Raw genomic sequence first — 16,611 nt, forward strand, 5'->3', positions numbered from 1 at the left:
ACAAGAAAAGAGACCGTGCCGTGGATTTCAACCTGACCGCAATGCCGATCCGCAACGCTGCCAGGGAAATTCATGCTCATGCCCGCCATATCCTGTTCCAATCTCGGCTGGACCACGCCTGACGGCCAGTCCGTCCTTTCCGGCCTAGACCTTCGTTTCCAGAGCGAACGTACTGCCCTTGTCGGCCGCAACGGCGTCGGCAAGACGACCCTGTTGCGCCTGATCGCCGGCGATCTCACCCCCAGCAGCGGCAGCATCGCCGTGCAGGGCCGGCTGGCCCGCCTGCGCCAGGCCGTGCAGTTCGGCGCGGATGAGCGGATCGCCGATCTGTGGGGCGTCGCCGATGCCATCGCCCTGTTGCGCCTGGCGGAAAGTGGCGATGCCACGGCCGAGCAACTGGCCGATGCCGACTGGACGCTGGAAAGCCGGATCGACGCCGCGCTGGAGCGGGTCGGGCTCGATGCCGGGCCGGATACCCGGCTCTGCACCCTGTCGGGCGGCCAGCGCACCCGCGCCGCGCTCGCTAGCGCGATCCTGGAAGCCCCCGACTTCCTGTTGCTCGACGAACCGACCAACAATCTCGACCGGGCCGGGCGCACGGCCGTTGCCGAACTGGTCGATGGCTGGCGCGCCGGGCTGATCCTCGTCAGCCATGATCGCGAGCTGCTCGAGCGAGTCGACGTGATCGTCGAACTCACCGGCCTTGGCGCCCAGCGCTATGGCGGCAACTGGTCCCAGTATCGCGAGCGCAAGGCGGTCGAACTTTCCGCTGCCGAGCATGATCTCGACATCGCGGAACGACAGGTGAAGCAGGCCGCGCGCAAGGCCCAGGTCGCGACCGAGCGCCAGCAGCGCCGCGACGCCGCCGGTGCCCGCAAGGGCGCGCGCGGCGACATGCCTCGCATCCTGATCGGCGCCCGCAAGAACCAGGCGGAAGCCTCCTCCGCCGCCGGCCGTAATGTCGCGGAGCGGCTGCGCACCGAGGCGGAGGATCAGGCGCAGGCCGCACGCAGCCGGGTCGAGATATTGGAGCCGATCCGCATCACCCTGCCCTCGACCGGCTTGGCGCCGGATCGGATCGTCCTGCGCCTCACCGATGTCAGCGTCGGCCATGATCCCGCCACGCCCTTGCTGGCGCATGTCGACCTGCTCGTCGAAGGGCCGGAACGGATCGCCATCACCGGCCCCAATGGATCGGGCAAGACCAGCCTGCTAGCGACCATGGCCGGCACGCTGCCCCCGCTGGCCGGACGGATCGACCGGCCAGTGCGCCATGCCGTGCTCGACCAGACCGCCGCGCTGCTCGATCCCGCGCTGTCGATCGCGGAAAATCTCGCCCGGCTGCATCCCGAACTGGACGAAAATGGCCGTCGCGCCCTGCTCGCTCATTTCCGTTTTCGGGGTGATGCCGCGCTACAGCGCGTCGGAAGCCTCAGCGGCGGGCAAATGCTGCGCGCGGGCCTGGCCTGTGTGCTGGGCAGCGCGCCGCCGCCGCTGCTGATCCTGGACGAGCCGACCAACCATCTCGACCTCGAAGCAATCGAGGCGGTGGAGGCTGGGCTGCGCGGCTATGACGGCGCCCTGCTGGTCGTCAGCCATGACGAGCGCTTCCTCGACGCGATCGGCATCACGCGCCGGATCGCACTCGGCTAGGCAGCCCGCAACGCATCCGCCAGTGGCTCCGCCTGATCGCCCAGGATCAGGTGCAGCCAGCCATCGGCCGATACCGGAAGCACCCAGGCCTTGACCCCGGCGCCCTGCAACGCGGCCGCATCCACGGCAGCGGGCCGATCGACGCGCACCAGCAAACGCGTGCCGCGCGTCTCGACCGCGCGCACACGCGCGCTCTTGAGCAGCGCCACCAGATCGGACGTGCCAGCGATTGGCGCCGGATCATGCCCGGCCAGCGCGCTGCGGATCTCCGCCGCGACCTGATCGGCGATCGGCCCCAGCACCACCTGGAAGCCGCCGTCGCGCAAGCGGACGATGCCCCGCGCGCCCAACGCCCGCAGCCGCGCCTCGTCAACGGTCGCGCTGTCGCCCAACACCAGCCGCAGCCGGGTGGTGCAGGCATCGACCGAGCGGACATTGGCTTTGCCGCCCAGCGCCGCGACCATCGCTGGCCCGCGCGCACCGGCCACGCTTGGCATCTCGGCCGCAGCGGCGGGCTCATCCTCGCGCCCCGGCGTCTTCAGGTTGAAGCGGCGGATGCACCAGCTGAAGGTGGCATAATAGACAGCGAAATAGACAAGCCCGACCGGGATCAGCATCAGCGGCTTGGTCGCAAGGCCGTAGTTCATCAGATAGTCGAACAGGCCGGCGGAAAAGCCGAAGCCCAGCTTCACGCCCAGCGCGTCCATGACGACCATCGACAGGCCGGTCAGCACTGCATGAACGACATAGAGGATCGGCGCCAGGAAGATGAAGCTGAACTCGATCGGTTCGGTCACGCCGGTGAGGAAGGAGGTGAGCGCAAGGCTGAGCAGCAGGCCACCGACGCGCTTGCGCCGATCCGGCAAAGCGGTGCGATACATGGCAAGGCAGGCGGCCGGCAGGCCGAACATCATCACCGGGAAGAAGCCCGACATGAAACCACCGGCGGTCGGATCGCCCGCGAAGAAGCGCTTGATATCGCCGGTCGCGCCATGGAAGTCGCCGAGCAGGAACCAGGCGACATTGTTGATGATATGGTGCAGCCCGGTAATCAGCAGCAGCCGGTTGAGCAGGCCATAGACGAACAGGCCGAGCGGCCCGGCGGCCACCACCCATTGGCTCAGGCGATCGATCCCCGCCTCTATCCAGGGGAAGCCAAGGCCGAACATCAGCGCGCCGAACAGGCCGGCCAGCCCCGCGACGATCGGCACGAACCGGCGCCCGGCGAAGAAGGCCAGATAGTCGGGCAGCTTGATGTCGGAAAAACGGTTGTAGAGCAGGCCCGCGACGATGCCCGACAGGATGCCGGCGGGTACCGAGACCTTGGCGATTTCCTTGGCGCGCCAGGCCGCCTGCGCCGCCTCCGCCACGTCGGGCGGCAGGACCAGCAGCACCTTCGCCCCCTCGGTCGTCACCAGATAGGCGATCACGCCGGCCAGGCTCGCCGCGCCATGATTTTCACGCGCCAGGCCGACCGCGACACCGGCGGCAAAGAGCAGGCCAAGATTGGAGAAGATCGCGTCGCCCGCCGCCGCGACGAAAGGAATGGCGAGCATGTCGGGCTGACCCAGGCGCAGCAGCAGCGCGGCGATCGGCAACACCGCGATCGGCAGCATCAGCGCCCGGCCGAGCGGTTGCAGCCGCGCCAGCAGGGTGGCGGGACGGAAGCTCATGCCAGGACTCCTTGGGCCATGTCGCGCACGGCAGCGGCGCTTTCGGCGGCGCAGGCGCGCTCCGCCAGGTCGATGCAGCGGGCCATGTCGAGCGTGCGCACCACTGCCTTCAACCGGGCGATCGCGGCGGGCGTGGCCGACAATTCGGTGATGCCAAGGCCGATCAGGATCGGTGCGGCGAGCGGGTCGGAGGCAAGGCCGCCACAGACGCCGGCCCAGCGGCCATGACGCTGTGCGCCGCGGCCGACTTCGCGGATCAGGCGCAGCACGGCGGGATGCAGCGCATCGATCCGGTGCGACACCGCCGCATTGCCGCGATCGACTGCGAGCGTATATTGGGTCAGGTCATTGGTGCCGACCGACAGGAAATCGGCCTCGACCGCCAGCATGTCGGCCAGCATCGCCGCCGCCGGCGTTTCGATCATCACCCCGAGCGGCACCGGCGCATCGATGCCCAGAGCCGCCTTTTCCGCGTCCAGCATCGCCCTGACCGCGCGATAGTCGGACAGGTCGGCGATCATCGGCAGCATGATGCGGCACTGGTCCGCCGGCACGGCGCGCAGGATCGCGCGCAACTGCACCTGCATCAGGTCCGGCCGGGCGAGGCTCAGGCGCACGCCGCGCAGGCCCAGCGCCGGATTTTCCTCGGCCGCCATCGGCAGATAGGGCACGGGCTTGTCGCCGCCAATGTCGAGCGTGCGGACGATCAGCGGTCGATCGCCCAATGTCGTTGCGATACCGGAATAGATTTCTCTTTGCTCGGCCTCGTCCGGCGCCTCCTCCCGGTCCAGGAACAGGAATTCGGTGCGCAGCAGGCCGCACCCCTCCGCCCCGGCCGCCACGGCGGCGGCGGCATCGGCCTGCGATCCCAGATTGGCGAAAATCTCGATCCGGGTGCCGTCGACCATGCGGCAATCGGCATGGGCCTGCGCGCGATCACGGCTGCGCTGCTCCCGCGCGGCGGCAATCCGTTCGCTGACCTCCGACAATGTGTTCACGCCCGGATCGGCGTCCAGTCGCGCGCCGTCCGCGTCAAGAATGACCGTGCGCCCGTCGGCGATGGCCAGCACATCCCGGCCGGCGGCGACCAGCATCGGGATGCCGGCCGACGCCGCTAGGATGGCGACATGGGAAGTGGGACCGCCGGCCGCCGTGCAGATTCCGGCCAGACGGTCCCTATCGAGCGCCAGGAACTGCGAGGGGAGCAGATCCTCGGCGATCAATATGCTTTGCGGGGGCAGCGCCGGCGCCGCGCTGGCCTCGCTGCCGAGCAGGGCGGCGATCAGTTGTCGCTCGATATCGATCAGGTCGGCAACACGTTCCATCAGCAGCGGGTCGCCGGTCGCGCGGATCGCCTCGGCCGCCTGCGCGGTCGCATGCCGCCAGGCAAAGGCTGCGCTGCGCCCGGCATCGATCTGATGCCCGGCCGCCTCGGCCAGTTCCGGGTCGGCCAGCAGCGCTCGATGCGCCGCCGCAATCTCGGCCGCCAGACCATGGCCCGCCGACAATTCGGCATCGACTGTCGCCATCGCCCGCGCGAGCGCGGCATGTTCGGCCGCGCCGCCCTGCCCGTCGCGCGGCACATCGACATCGGCGACGCGCAGCTGCACCACCTGTCCGATCGCCAGCCCCGGCGCAGCCGTCACCGGGCCATGCTGCGGCACGACCGGCGCCGGCGCAGGATGATCGGCCTTCGCCTCCTCGCCCAGCCCCGCTTCGATCAGCGCCACCAGCGCCTCGACCGCCGCACGGGCATCGCTACCTTCGCCCCAGATGATGATCTCATCGCCGCAGCGCACGCCCAGACCAAGCAGCCCAACGGTGCTGCGCGCATTGACGCTCTTCCCGTTTCGCACGATCGACACGGGCGCGACGAAGGTGCGCAGCAGCGCCGCGATCCGCGCGGCCGGGCGGGCATGAATGCCATGGGGGGCGTCGACGCGCACGACCCGCTCATGACTGTCACCTTCGCTGTCACCCTTGGCCGCTGCAGGTGCCAGCGCCGTGATCCGTGCGACGCCATCATTCCAGCCGACCAGCCGATCGAGCGGCTCCAGCGACAGGGCATAGCCCTCGCCCGCCAACACCACCGGCGTGATCAGCGCCTTGGCCCCTTCGGCTACCGCATCGAGATCGAAACCGATCAGCAGGTCGCCGGCCGCAACGGCATCGCCCGGCTTCACCTGCGGCGCGAAACCCTTGCCGCCAAGCGTCACCGTCTCCAGCCCGACATGGATCAGCAGTTCCGCGCCATTGGCAAGACGCAGCGAGACCGAATGGCCGGTCGGCGCCACCGTCAGCACGATCGCGTCGGCCGGCGCGCGGACTTCGCCTTCGATCGGGTCGATGGCAAAGCCCTCACCCATCATCCGCTCGGCAAAGACCGGATCGGGCACGCTTTCGATCGGCGCCAGCCAGCCCGCCAGGGGCGCGCGCAACGTCACGCTGGCCATCATCCCGCTCATGGGATCAGTTCCACCTGCTTGATCGCCCATAGGGGCTCAACATCCTTCGCCGTATAGGTGATGCACAAATTCTCCTTGCCGCTGCGCGGCGCAATCGGCGCGACCAGGCGGGTCACTTCCGGGTTCCCAACCGCCGGCGCCAGCGGCAGCACGGCGATGCGCTCGCCCTCGCAACTGCCGGCCCGCACTTCCACTTCGCCCGCCGGGGTCGCCGGGGGGCGGAAATGGATGGCGTCGCGATCCTTGCCGATCTGGAAATTGAACGGCAGCTGGCCGACATCGATCGCAATCTTCGACGCGCCGCCGACCGGGGCGTCGGCATAGAACCAGCAGGGCTGCAGGATATCCGTCAGGAAATGCGCCCGCTCGCCCTGCGCCGGGGCATCATCCTCCAGCGACAACACCACCTTGTTGGCGCAGCTTGCCAGTTGCTCGTCGGTGCGGCGGCGCAGGAAGGGCGCGTCGAGGCCGATATCGATCGCGCCCGGCATCATCCCGCCGTGCCAGGCGGTGCCGGCGCGCAGCCGGGCGCCGACCGGCAGGCTAAGGCCGTCCTTGTAAACCGGTGCGCGCGGCGTCACCGCGCTGCCGTCCAGCGTATAATGGATCGGGAAGCCCGACTGGCTTTCCAGCGTCACCCGCGTGTTCTTGTCACCCGGCGCATAGTCGGCCTTTGCCGTCACCGTCAGCGCGCTGATCGCGGGCTTGAGGCCCAGCGTCCCCATGCGTGCCATCTGCGGCACCAGCCGGTCCATGAAGCTGGCAAAATCATGGCTAGCGACCGGCGACCAGCCGATTTCGGCGACGGCACTGCCGCGCGGGAATTGCTGCCACTGGGCGCGTTCCTCGGTGCGGACATGTTCGGTGAAGAGATTGCCCTGCAGCCCCAAAATATGCTGCTGCTCGGCGGCGCTCAGTCCTTCGGGCTCGGGATTGAAGTCATAGACGCTGTGCAGGTCGGACAGATGGCCACGCCCCGGCGGTTCCAGCGGCCCAAATCCCTGGCGATTGTCGAAATAGAGGATCGGGGCCGGGCTCAATATCGCGTCATGGCCCGACTTGGCGGCCGTCACCGCACCCTCGATCCCGCGCCAGGAGGTGATGGTGGCATGGGGCGAGGCGCCGCCTTCCAATATCTCGTCCCAGCCAATCGGCTTGCGGCCATGTTGCGTCAGGAAATCGTCGATGCGGTGCATGAACCAGCCCTGCATCGCGTCCTCACTGCCGATGCCCAGCGCCTTCATCTTCGCCTGCATCGCTGGCGAGGATTTCCACTGGTCCTTCACCGCCTCGTCGCCGCCGATATGGATATAGGGCGACGGGAACAGCGCCATCACATCGGTCAGCACGTCCTCCAGAAAGCCGAAGGTCGCGTCATCGGCATTGTAGAGCCAGGGGAAAACGCCCCAGTCGGACTCGGTGCCCGGCGGGATCGCCACGCCCATGCCGAGCTTGGGATAGGCGCGGATCGCCGCCAGCGCATGGCCCGGCATCTCGATCTCCGGCACGATCATGACGCCGCGCGCAGCGGCATAGGCGACGATCTCGCGGATTTCGGCCTGGGTGTAGAAGCCGCCGACCTTGGGCAGCGGCGGCGCGCCGGGTGCGCCAGCGGGCACGCGCCAGGCGGAAACTTCCGTGAGGCGCGGATATTTGGGGATCTCGATACGCCAGCCCTGATCATCGACCAGATGCCAGTGTAGCCGGTTGAGCTTGTTGACCGCCATCCATTCGATCAACTGGCGCACATAGGCGGGCGACTGGAAATGGCGGGCACTGTCGAGCATCAGCCCGCGCCACTGGAAGCGCGGCGCGTCGGCAATCTGCATCGCCGCGACCGATACCGGGCCAGCGGCTTGATCCTGCGTCATCGCCTGCCACAGCGTCACCGCGCCATAGAGCAGGCCAGCATCGTCGCCAGCGGCGATCGTGGCGCCCTTGCCGGTCACGTCGAGAGTGTAGGATTCTGCCGCGCCGGTCGTTGCCCGGCGGAAGGATATGGCATTGTTGGCGTCAGCGCCCGTCTCGATCCGGGGACGAAAACCCCGGCTGCGCGCGACCAGATCGGCGAACCGCTCGGCCGCGTTACGGGCCGCAGCATCATCGACAGGCACCCGGATCGGGGTGGCGGATGTAATCTGGAAACTGCCCTGCCCTTCGCGCATCTGCGCGGGCACCGGCAACAGGCGGGGCAGTTCGGCCATGGCCGGGGCGATGGCGATGCCGGACAGCATCAGCGACGCAAGCAGCGTCAGGCGGCGGGCACGGATCACGAAACAGGCTCCCGAAAATAGCGTGCCCCTGCCGCGCCGCGCGGACGCGACAAGGGACGTGCGGCGGGCGGACGCTGTTGCGTTCCGTCCCGCCGTCTTCAAGTCATGCGCCTTCTGACAGGCGAGGCAATCAATAGTTGAAGTTCACCGTCGCCAGGAACTTGCGGCCCGAGCGATAGACGCCGCGCGGCAGCGCCGTGGTGTTGGCATAGGCATAATATTCCGCGTCGGTCAGGTTCATGCCCGACAGGGTGATGCCGATCTGCGGCGTGACATTATAGGTCGCCGACACGTCCAGATTGTCGGAGTCCCGCACGAACATATTGTCGCCACGGTCGATGCCGGTGAAATATTTCGACCGCCAGGTGTAAGTGGCGCGCAGCGCGACCGGGCCGCTTTCGAAGAAGGGGCTGACGCTGGCCTGATGCTTGGAATTATAGGGCAGCGCCTGGCCGCCTTCACCCGAACCGTCGGAATAGGTGTAGTTGGCCAATATGCCGAAGCCATAGGGCAGGTTCTGCTGATAGGCGACGGCAAAACCCTTCACCTCGGCCGAACCGGCATTATAGGGACGGCTGATCTGATAGGTCGTCACCCGGCCCTGCGACTGGTTGAAATAGCTCTCGGGCGCCGTCTTCTGCAGGATATAGTTGCTGATATCCTTGTAGAAGACTTCCGCCGACAGGATCGATCCCTGCTTGAAATACCATTCGACCGAGGCGTTGAGATTGCCCGACGTATAGGGCTTCAGGTTCGGGTTGCCGCCACCGCCGGTCAGCACCGTGTCCGACAGCCAGAAATAATTGGTCATGTCGGCATAGTTGGGACGCGACATCACCTTGGCGGCGGAGAAGCGCAGGATCAGATCCTGCTGCGCGGTCCATGCAATATTTGCGCTGGGCAGCCAGTTGTCATAGCTGCGCTTGGTCGTCTGCCAGGTCCAGTCGGCTGCGCTGTTGCAGGGCGCGCCAGCGTTGCAGACATAGCCGGCGCTGTCGGTCTTGGTATTCACATAGCGCACGCCGAAATTGCCGCGCAGCGTGCCGGTGTCGAAATTGGCCTGAGCATAGACCGCGTTGATATCTTCCTGGATGTTCCAGTTGCCGGCGGTAAATTCGGCCGCCGCGAAGATCGACGGCGTCGGCAGCGTCTGCCCTTCCAGATAGTCGACCATCGACGGGCCGCTGATGATGAAGCGGTCGGTCATCTGGTCGTTCACGCCGCTGAAGCCGCGCAGATAATTGCCCGCGACCGTCTTGGGATCGAACTGCGCCGCGGCTACGCCCAGACCATTGAGCGCGATGCCCGCATATTGCTGGCCGGTCTCGTGATGGCGATATTTATAACCGATCTGGATGCGCTTCAAAGCACCGTCGAAATCGAAGCCGAGGTCAGCCTGGCCGTAACGCTCCTTGTCGCTGGTCGGCTTGGTGACGGTGTTGCCGCTCCAGCCCGGATCGGTCACGAAGGCATTGGGGTTACCCTGAACGTCGGTGGCATAGCTCAGCGAACCCGGCGACTTGGGCGCACCGCCAATATTCACGGTATAATCCGCCCAGTTGAGGAATTCGAGGAAGACCTGACGCTTGGTGCCGCCGTCCGCGTCGGACAGGCCGCCTTCGACCGTCAGATCCCAGGTGTCGCCGTCCCAGCGCGCCTTGCCGCGATAGGTGTCGGATTTCATCTCCGCCTCGCGATACTGGACGTCCAGCACCGACAGCGCATTCTTGAAGCTCGCGCTGGTGACGATGCCGTTATTGACCTCCAGCCCGGTCAGCGCGCCCAGACTGTTCCAGGTATTGCCCTGGAAAGCATACATGGACTGGTTGAGGTTGTTGTAGGTGGCGTCGATCTTGAGCCAGCTCGCTTCCAGCGTCAGCTCGTCGACCGGCTTCCACTGGGCGGTGGCCGAATAGGTCAGGCGCTCGCGGCCCTGTTCGAAATAGGATGTGCCAAAGGCGTTGGGGCTGATCGCGTCCAGATTGTTGCTCAGCGTGGTGGCACATTCGCCGACGCAGCCATTGTCGCGCGAGTCCACCGGATTGTCGGCATTGCCGCCGGCCCACTGGTCGACCTTCATCGTGCCATAGGTTTCGACGCCGTCGCGGCGCAGCCGGTCCTTGGCGCGCTGGAACGAGGCGAGGATGCCGAACGTGCCTTCCTCATTATGCCAGCTGACCAGCGCCGATCCCTGGATATCGCCCTTCTTCGAGCGATCATTGTAGAGATAGCCAAGCTGGCCCGCCATGGTGAAGGGCTTCAGCTCCAGCGGCTTGCGGGTCACGACATTGACCGTGCCGCCGATCGAACCTTCGTCGATGCGGGGTTCGGGCGACTTGTAGACATCGACCCGGCCGACCAGTTGCGGCGCGAGCAGCGCATAGTTGAAGGTGCGGCCCGGCGAGTCGAGGATGAACCAGTCGGCCGACGCCACGGTCTGGCCGTCCAGCAGGGTGCGGTTGAGCGCCGGATCGGTGCCCAGGATCGATACCTTTTCGCCCTGGCCGAACTGGCGGTCGACGGTGACGCCCGGCACCAGCGTCAGCGCTTCGGCGACATTGGTATTGGGGAATTTGCCGACATCTTCCGCGGAAATGCTGTCGACGATCGCGTCGGCGTTACGCTTGACGTCGATCGCCTTGGCGAGCGAGGCGCGATAACCGGTGACGACGATATTTCTGGCATTTGCATCGGCGTCCGGCGCGGAAGCATCGCTTCCCTGCGCATGCGCGGCACCCGAAAACAGCGCAATGGCGCTGGCGGTACCGACCAGAAAAGTCCGAATCCCCATATCTCACCCCTTATTTATATTTGATGCATGGCACCAATTGGGCGGACCAACTGCATACCAATAAGCAGACCATCCGCCGAAGTCATATCGCCGTCAAGAGGGATATTTTCAAAATTGTGACGGCGTTTGAAATTTTTCACTGGCATATGGTATTTAATTGGTCTTAGTGTGCAAACAACACAGATGCTGGTGGAGACGAGATGCCGCTGCTTGCCGAACAGATTGGACCGCTCGACGCGCTGGGCGGCGGCCCGCTCTATCGCCGACTCGAAGACGCGCTGCGCGAAGCGCTGCGCACCCAGCGACTGAAACCCAATGAGGCGCTGCCGCCCGAACGCGACCTGGCATCGGAACTCTCGGTGTCCCGCATCACCCTGCGCAAGGCGCTGGATTCCCTGGTCGAGGAAGGACTGCTGGTCCGCAAGCAGGGCGCCGGCACCTTCGTCGCCAACCGGGTCGAAAAGCAGTTCGCCAAGCTCTCCTCCTTTTCCGAGGATATGGCGGCACGCGGCCGCACCGTGCGCAGCGAGTGGCTCGGCCGCAGCGTCGGCGCGGTCACGCCCGACGACGCGCTGACGCTGGGCCTCAGCCCCGGCGCGGCCGTCTACCGCTTCAACCGCATCCGCTATGCCGACGATGTCGCGATGGCGCTCGAATATTCGACCATTCCCGGCTTCGGCCTCGACGGTGTCGATGTCGTCGGCGCCTCACTCTATGCCGCCCTGGAAGCTGCCGGCAACCGCCCGGTCCGTGCCCTCCAGCGCCTGCGCGCCGTGCTGTTCAACGCCGAACAGGCCAAGCTTCTGGGGATCGAGGCGGGGGCGCCCGGCCTCTATATCGAACGGCGCGGCTTCTTGGACGATGGCCGCGTCATCGAAGCGACGCAAAGCTGGTACAGGGGCGATGCCTATGACTTTGTTGCCGAACTCGACATGCGCGCCTGACCGAAAAGATGCCTGACACGATGCTCAATCCGCAAGATACCCTGATGTTCGCCGAGGCCGCAGAGGCCGGCGCCGTCATCGCCCGCCAGTTCGCCGCCAACGCCGAAACGGTCAAGGCGCTGGCCGCCAGCCTGCGCGCCAATCCGCCGCGCGGCATCGTCACCTGTGCCCGCGGCAGTTCCGATCATGCGGCGACCTTCGCCAAATATCTGTTCGAAACCCGCCTGGGCCTGCTGACCACGTCGGCCGCCCCCTCGATCGCCTCGGTCTATGGCACCGCCCCGGCGCTCGCCGACATGCTGGCCATCGCCATCTCGCAGTCGGGCAAGAGCCCCGACATCCTGGCCACGGTCGACGCCGCCAAAAGCGCGGGCGCAAGGACCGTCGCGATGGTCAATGTCGCCGACTCACCGCTTGCCGGCCAGGTCGATACGCTGCTGCCGCTCCATGCCGGGCCGGAACGCAGCGTCGCCGCCACCAAATCCTACATCGCCTCGATCGCCAGCCTGCTGAACCTTGCCGCCCATTGGAGCGAGGATGCGGAATTGCTGGCGGCGCTGGAGACTGCCCCTGCCCTGCTCGCCCAGGCCTGGGCCTGCGACTGGACGCCGCTCGTCGAACAGCTCGCCACCGCGCGCGGCCTCTACGTCATCGGCCGCGGCATCGGCTTTGGCATCGCGCAGGAAGCCGCGCTCAAATTCAAGGAAACCAGTGGTCTCCACGCCGAAGCGTTCAGCGCGGCCGAGGTCAAGCATGGCCCGATGGCGCTGGTCGGCCCCGATTTTCCGCTGCTGGTGTTCCGCCAGGCGGACGAGACCGCCGAAAGCGTCGATGAACTGGTGCGCGAGGTCGTTGCGCGCGGCGGCCAGGTGTTGATCGCCGGGGAGCCGGTGGATGGCGCCATCCACCTGCCGGTGCCCACCGCCCATCCGGCGATCGAACCGATGCTGCAGGTCCAGGCCTTCTACCGCGCGGTCAACGCGCTGTCGGTCCGGCGCGGCTTCAACCCGGATCAGCCCCCGCACCTTGCCAAGGTGACGGAGACCCTCTGATGCGTCACGCTCTGGTCAACGGGTCGATCCTGATCGACGGCCACTTCCATGCCGGCAAGGCGCTGCTGATCGAGGGCAATCGCATTGCCGCGATCCTGCCCGACGCCGATGTCCCGGCCGATGTCCCGCAGCGCGACCTGGGCGGCGACCGGCTGGTGCCCGGCTTCATCGATACGCAGGTCAATGGCGGCGGCGGCGTGCTGTTCAATGATGCCCCGACGGTCGAAGGCATCGCCGCGATCGGCGCCGCCCATCGGCGTTTCGGCACGACCGGCTTCCTGCCGACGCTCATCAGCGACGATCTGGCCGTCATCCGCCAGGCAGTCGCCGCCGTCGACGCCGCGATCGAGGCCGGGGTGCCGGGCGTGCTCGGCATCCATATCGAAGGGCCCTATCTCAATATCGAGCGGAAGGGCATTCATAACGGCGACAAGATCCGCCCGCTCGATGCCGAGGGGCTGGAAGTGCTGTCTTCGCTCAAACGCGGCCGCACCCTGGTCACGCTGGCGCCCGAACGGACCTCGCCCGACATGGTGCGCCAGCTTGTGGAGCGCGGCGTGATCGTCGCGGCAGGCCACAGCAATGGCCGCTATGAGGACATGATCGGCGCGGTCGAGGCTGGGCTGTCCGGCGTCACCCATCTCTACAATGCCATGTCGCCACTAGGCTCGCGCAAGCCCGGCATCGTCGGCGCCGCGCTGGAGCAGGACAGCGTGACCTGCGGCATCATCGTCGATGGCCATCATGTCAGCGCCACCGCGCTCAAGATCGCGCTGCGCTGCAAGCCATGCGACAAGCTGATGCTGGTCACCGACGCCATGCCCTCGGTCGGCTCCGACGCGGACGAGTTCATGCTCCAGGGTCGCCATATCCTGGTCCGCAACGGCGCCTGCACCGATGATGCCGGCACGCTCGCGGGCTCCAATCTCGACATGATCACCGCCGTCCACAACAGCGTCGCCATGCTGGACGTCCCGATCGAGCGCGCCATCGCCATGGCATCGGCGGCCCCGGCCGCCTTCCTGGGCCTTGCCGCAGAAACCGGTCGCATCGCGCCCGGCCTGCGCGCCGACCTGCTGCAACTGGATGCCCAGGGCGCCGTCGTGCGCAGCTGGATCGGCGGCAGCTACTGAGCCAAACATCGCCGGGGCGGTTGGATCGCGCCCCGGTTCCCTGCCTGCTCGGCCCCGCTTATGATACAGATCGTCTCACGGCCACCGGACGTCGGGACAAGACCTGTTGTCTTGAGAGGATGCCGATGAAAACTGTCCTGATCGCCACCAGCCTGATCTTCGCTGCGACCACGCCGCACATCGCCATGGCGCAGGCCCCTGCCGCCGCGCCCGCTCCGGCCTATAGCGTCGAGACCACCGACATCGGCACATTGCTCGACAATCCCGCGACCAAGGCCGTTCTCGACAAGAATCTGCCCGGCTTCACCGCCAATCCGCAGATCGACATGGCGCGTTCGATGACGCTGAAGGGCGTGCAGCAATATGCGGCCGACACGCTGACCGACGCCGCGCTTGCAAAGGTGCAGGCAGATCTTAACAAAATTCCGGCCAAGAAATAAGGACTTGCCCGGCGCGCATAGTCGCGCCGGCTAACCTGTTAGCTGCCTCGCCCATCGGCATCCTTGCCGGTGGCGTGGCGCATCAGCGCCTCCACCATGGCCAGCGCCTCTTCATGGCCCAGCGTCACGCCCAGGCTCTGCTCCATCACGATCGACCGGGCCATGCCCGCCGCCAGCACGGAAAGCCCGACCGGCGACAGCCCCGCGCCATCGGCCGCGCCGATCGCCCGCGTCTGGATATCGCGCAATTCCTCGACAAAGGCGGCGATTTCCTGCCGGATCGCCTTGCGATGGTTGGACAGCGCCATGAACTCCAGCACGATCGCGCTGCCGTCCGGATCGGAATTGAGCCGCCACAGCGCGCGCAGCGGATCGGGCGTATCCAGCCGGCTCGCCAATTCTTCCTTGAACCGGGCCGACAGGCTGCGGAACAGCGCCAGCAGCAGGTCGTCGGTCGTAGCAAAATGATAATGGACCAGCGCCGGCGTTACGCCGACGATCTTCGCCACGCGCCGGGTGGTGACGGCGGCATAGCCCTCCTCGACCATCAGCCTCTCGGTCGCGGCCAATATCGCGCCGCGCGCCGATGCGCGTTCCTTCCTGCCGGCGCGGGTTATGCCTTTCTCCATCGCCCCTGCGGCCTATTCGTCCAGCATGTCCATCACGTCGCGCGCGGCATTGCGATCGGCTTCATCCTCGAAGGCGACATCCAGATCAGGCGCCGCGCCCAGCATGTAGAGCAACGTCCACAGGGCGAAGCGCCGGGGACGGTCGGTCTCCAGCCCGAAGGCCACCTGCATCCGCTCGATCCCGGCCGCCATACCCTCGGGCGGTACGCTGGCCAGGTCGTCGGTGCCGAAATAATGGCGAAATTGATCGTCTAAATCCATCGCCGCGCTATTCCACAGCGCGGCGCGCTTGACCAGATGGATCAGGCCGGCCGTTTGGGCAGTTCGATCTCTGCCTTGGCCGTAGCCAGCACGGCACCGGCCTGATTGGCCATGCGGCAATCGACCTGCACCATGTGCCGGCCGTCCTCATCGACGAACTTGTCGAGGATGGTACCGGCGGTGATGGTGATGTCGCCGGTCAGCGCCGGGCTGCGATAATTGCAGGCGGAATGGCGGATCATCCCCCATTCCCCCGCCCAACCAGCGAAATAATCGGTGATCCACGCCCCCATCGACGCGCCATAGCCATAGCCGCGCGGCATGCCGATGAAGCGGGCCCAGCGCGGGAAGAGATGGCCGCGCGACGGGCCGACATAGGCGCCGTCGGTGAATTCCGGATTGATCGCCTCCATCACCGGGTCATTCTCATGCCCCGCCATTTCCTTGACGAAACCCAGCGCCTCCATGTCGAGATCCGTGCGCCGGTGGGTGCCGCCCCATTGGGTGAAGATATAGGATCGCCATTCGGTCGCGAAGGAGACGATCGAATGCGGCCCGACCACCCGCTCGGGCAGCGCCGCGCCGACCGTCGCATCATCCCACCAGCGCCGGTCATGGCCCAGATCGTGGAGCATCTGGATCCACTGCATCTTGCGCGCTTCCAGTTCCTCCAGTTGGTCGTCGCTCCAGACCGGATCGTCAAAACCTTCGGTCGGCACATTGTCCTTGCCCGCTTCCTGGCTGTAGCGGATCGAGGTGGAGCGCTGCTTGGCGATCAGTTCACCCTGCTGGCTATAATAGAAATTGTCGCCGCGCTGGAAGCAGGTCGGACCGGCGAACTTGGTGTCCTTGACGGTATAGTCGAACGGGATACGCTCGTTAAGGATACGGTCGCCCGCCACCATGCGCGGGCCATAGAACCACCATTCATCGCCGCCGAACAGCATGTGCGAATTGGGCACGCGGCCGATGCAGGACGGCGCGGAGCCATGGGCGCAGTCCATCGTCACGGCAAAGCTCTGTGGCGCGACCATGCCGCCCCAGCGGCTCTGCGCGGCATAGTTCGCGTCATAGTGGAGCCGGTTGGGATAATGCATCGCCTGCACCCAGCGACGGATATCGCCATTGTTGATCGGCTCGACCATCCGCGCGGGCTGGATCGGCTTGCCCAGATAATTGTCGATATCCGAACAATCGAGCGTCGGGCTGGTCATGGATCGTCTCTCCGTAAATGCCTTGTTTGACGCCAAGGCTAACGACGCCCCGGCGCAGCGACTTGACCAAAATGGACAGGCGT

12 protein-coding genes are annotated in these 16,611 nt (G+C 66.3%); 5 read left to right on the top strand and 7 right to left on the bottom strand.

The window, feature by feature from the left end; genetic code table 11:
* The first annotated feature begins 72 nt into the window (after positions 1 to 72).
* Entirely contained in the window at positions 73 to 1,653 is a 1,581-nt protein-coding gene (locus AC13EK_RS12230; RefSeq protein ID WP_069338404.1) for an ABC-F family ATP-binding cassette domain-containing protein, read from the top strand.
* Here the strand turns inward: AC13EK_RS12230 and nagE are convergent.
* From nagE to AC13EK_RS12250, 4 genes are all read right to left on the bottom strand, one after another.
* Positions 1,650 to 3,326: an N-acetylglucosamine-specific PTS transporter subunit IIBC gene (gene nagE, locus AC13EK_RS12235; protein ID WP_069338403.1), complete on the bottom strand. Its 1,677-nt coding sequence runs from the start codon at positions 3,324 to 3,326 to the stop codon at positions 1,650 to 1,652. The genes AC13EK_RS12230 and nagE overlap by 4 nt on opposite strands.
* Positions 3,323 to 5,791, bottom strand: a complete 2,469-nt coding sequence (ptsP, locus tag AC13EK_RS12240) for a phosphoenolpyruvate--protein phosphotransferase (protein WP_069338402.1) — start codon at positions 5,789 to 5,791, stop codon at positions 3,323 to 3,325. The genes nagE and ptsP overlap by 4 nt, the downstream gene beginning before the upstream one ends.
* Entirely contained in the window at positions 5,788 to 8,064 is a 2,277-nt protein-coding gene (locus AC13EK_RS12245) for a beta-N-acetylhexosaminidase (RefSeq protein ID WP_069338401.1), read from the bottom strand. Before AC13EK_RS12245 ends, ptsP begins: the two co-directional genes overlap by 4 nt.
* 130 nt (positions 8,065 to 8,194) lie before the next feature.
* Entirely contained in the window at positions 8,195 to 10,855 is a 2,661-nt protein-coding gene (locus AC13EK_RS12250; protein WP_069338400.1) for a TonB-dependent receptor, read from the bottom strand.
* 200 nt (positions 10,856 to 11,055) lie between these two features.
* On the opposite strand from AC13EK_RS12250, the gene AC13EK_RS12255 reads away from it, so the two are divergent.
* The 4 genes from AC13EK_RS12255 (at position 11,056) to AC13EK_RS12270 (ending at position 14,424) form a co-directional block, all read left to right on the top strand.
* A complete protein-coding gene (locus AC13EK_RS12255; RefSeq protein ID WP_010339098.1) occupies positions 11,056 to 11,799 on the top strand; it encodes a GntR family transcriptional regulator in 744 nt (247 codons plus the stop codon).
* Positions 11,800 to 11,807: 8 nt separating this feature from the next.
* The gene (locus AC13EK_RS12260) at positions 11,808 to 12,851 is read left to right on the top strand and encodes an SIS domain-containing protein (protein WP_170828757.1); all 1,044 of its coding nucleotides are present in this window, start codon (positions 11,808 to 11,810) and stop codon (positions 12,849 to 12,851) included.
* Positions 12,851 to 13,984, top strand: coding sequence for an N-acetylglucosamine-6-phosphate deacetylase (gene nagA, locus AC13EK_RS12265; RefSeq protein WP_069338399.1), 1,134 nt, complete (start codon positions 12,851 to 12,853; stop codon positions 13,982 to 13,984). The genes AC13EK_RS12260 and nagA overlap by 1 nt, the downstream gene beginning before the upstream one ends.
* A 125-nt stretch (positions 13,985 to 14,109) precedes the next feature.
* Positions 14,110 to 14,424, top strand: coding sequence for a hypothetical protein (locus AC13EK_RS12270; protein WP_069338398.1), 315 nt, complete (start codon positions 14,110 to 14,112; stop codon positions 14,422 to 14,424).
* Between the two features lie 38 nt (positions 14,425 to 14,462).
* Here AC13EK_RS12270 and AC13EK_RS12275 read toward each other — a convergent pair whose 3' ends face one another.
* The 3 genes from AC13EK_RS12275 to AC13EK_RS12285 are packed head-to-tail and all read right to left on the bottom strand — an operon-like array spanning position 14,463 to position 16,528.
* The gene (locus AC13EK_RS12275) at positions 14,463 to 15,053 is read right to left on the bottom strand and encodes a TetR/AcrR family transcriptional regulator (protein WP_069338397.1); all 591 of its coding nucleotides are present in this window, start codon (positions 15,051 to 15,053) and stop codon (positions 14,463 to 14,465) included.
* Positions 15,054 to 15,065: 12 nt separating this feature from the next.
* On the bottom strand, positions 15,066 to 15,314 hold the full coding sequence (locus AC13EK_RS12280; protein ID WP_004212448.1) for a hypothetical protein: 249 nt from the start codon (positions 15,312 to 15,314) through the stop codon (positions 15,066 to 15,068).
* 41 nt (positions 15,315 to 15,355) lie between these two features.
* Positions 15,356 to 16,528, bottom strand: a complete 1,173-nt coding sequence (locus AC13EK_RS12285) for an FAS1-like dehydratase domain-containing protein (protein WP_069338396.1) — start codon at positions 16,526 to 16,528, stop codon at positions 15,356 to 15,358.
* Positions 16,529 to 16,611 lie beyond the last annotated feature (83 nt).

This window comes from Sphingobium sp. L-44 (genome assembly GCF_056859495.1).

What these genes read in the sequence shown, in the direction of transcription:
- AC13EK_RS12255 (WP_010339098.1), top strand. Translation starts at nt 11,056, where the DNA reads ATGCCGCTGCTTGCCGAACAGATTGGACCGCTCGACGCGCTGGGCGGC.
- nagA (WP_069338399.1), top strand. Translation starts at nt 12,851, where the DNA reads ATGCGTCACGCTCTGGTCAACGGGTCGATCCTGATCGACGGCCACTTC.
- AC13EK_RS12250 (WP_069338400.1), bottom strand. Translation starts at nt 10,855, where the DNA reads ATGGGGATTCGGACTTTTCTGGTCGGTACCGCCAGCGCCATTGCGCTG.
- AC13EK_RS12260 (WP_170828757.1), top strand. Translation starts at nt 11,808, where the DNA reads ATGCCTGACACGATGCTCAATCCGCAAGATACCCTGATGTTCGCCGAG.
- nagE (WP_069338403.1), bottom strand. Translation starts at nt 3,326, where the DNA reads ATGAGCTTCCGTCCCGCCACCCTGCTGGCGCGGCTGCAACCGCTCGGC.
- AC13EK_RS12270 (WP_069338398.1), top strand. Translation starts at nt 14,110, where the DNA reads ATGAAAACTGTCCTGATCGCCACCAGCCTGATCTTCGCTGCGACCACG.
- AC13EK_RS12280 (WP_004212448.1), bottom strand. Translation starts at nt 15,314, where the DNA reads ATGGATTTAGACGATCAATTTCGCCATTATTTCGGCACCGACGACCTG.
- AC13EK_RS12230 (WP_069338404.1), top strand. Translation starts at nt 73, where the DNA reads ATGCTCATGCCCGCCATATCCTGTTCCAATCTCGGCTGGACCACGCCT.
- AC13EK_RS12275 (WP_069338397.1), bottom strand. Translation starts at nt 15,053, where the DNA reads ATGGAGAAAGGCATAACCCGCGCCGGCAGGAAGGAACGCGCATCGGCG.
- ptsP (WP_069338402.1), bottom strand. Translation starts at nt 5,791, where the DNA reads ATGAGCGGGATGATGGCCAGCGTGACGTTGCGCGCGCCCCTGGCGGGC.
- AC13EK_RS12285 (WP_069338396.1), bottom strand. Translation starts at nt 16,528, where the DNA reads ATGACCAGCCCGACGCTCGATTGTTCGGATATCGACAATTATCTGGGC.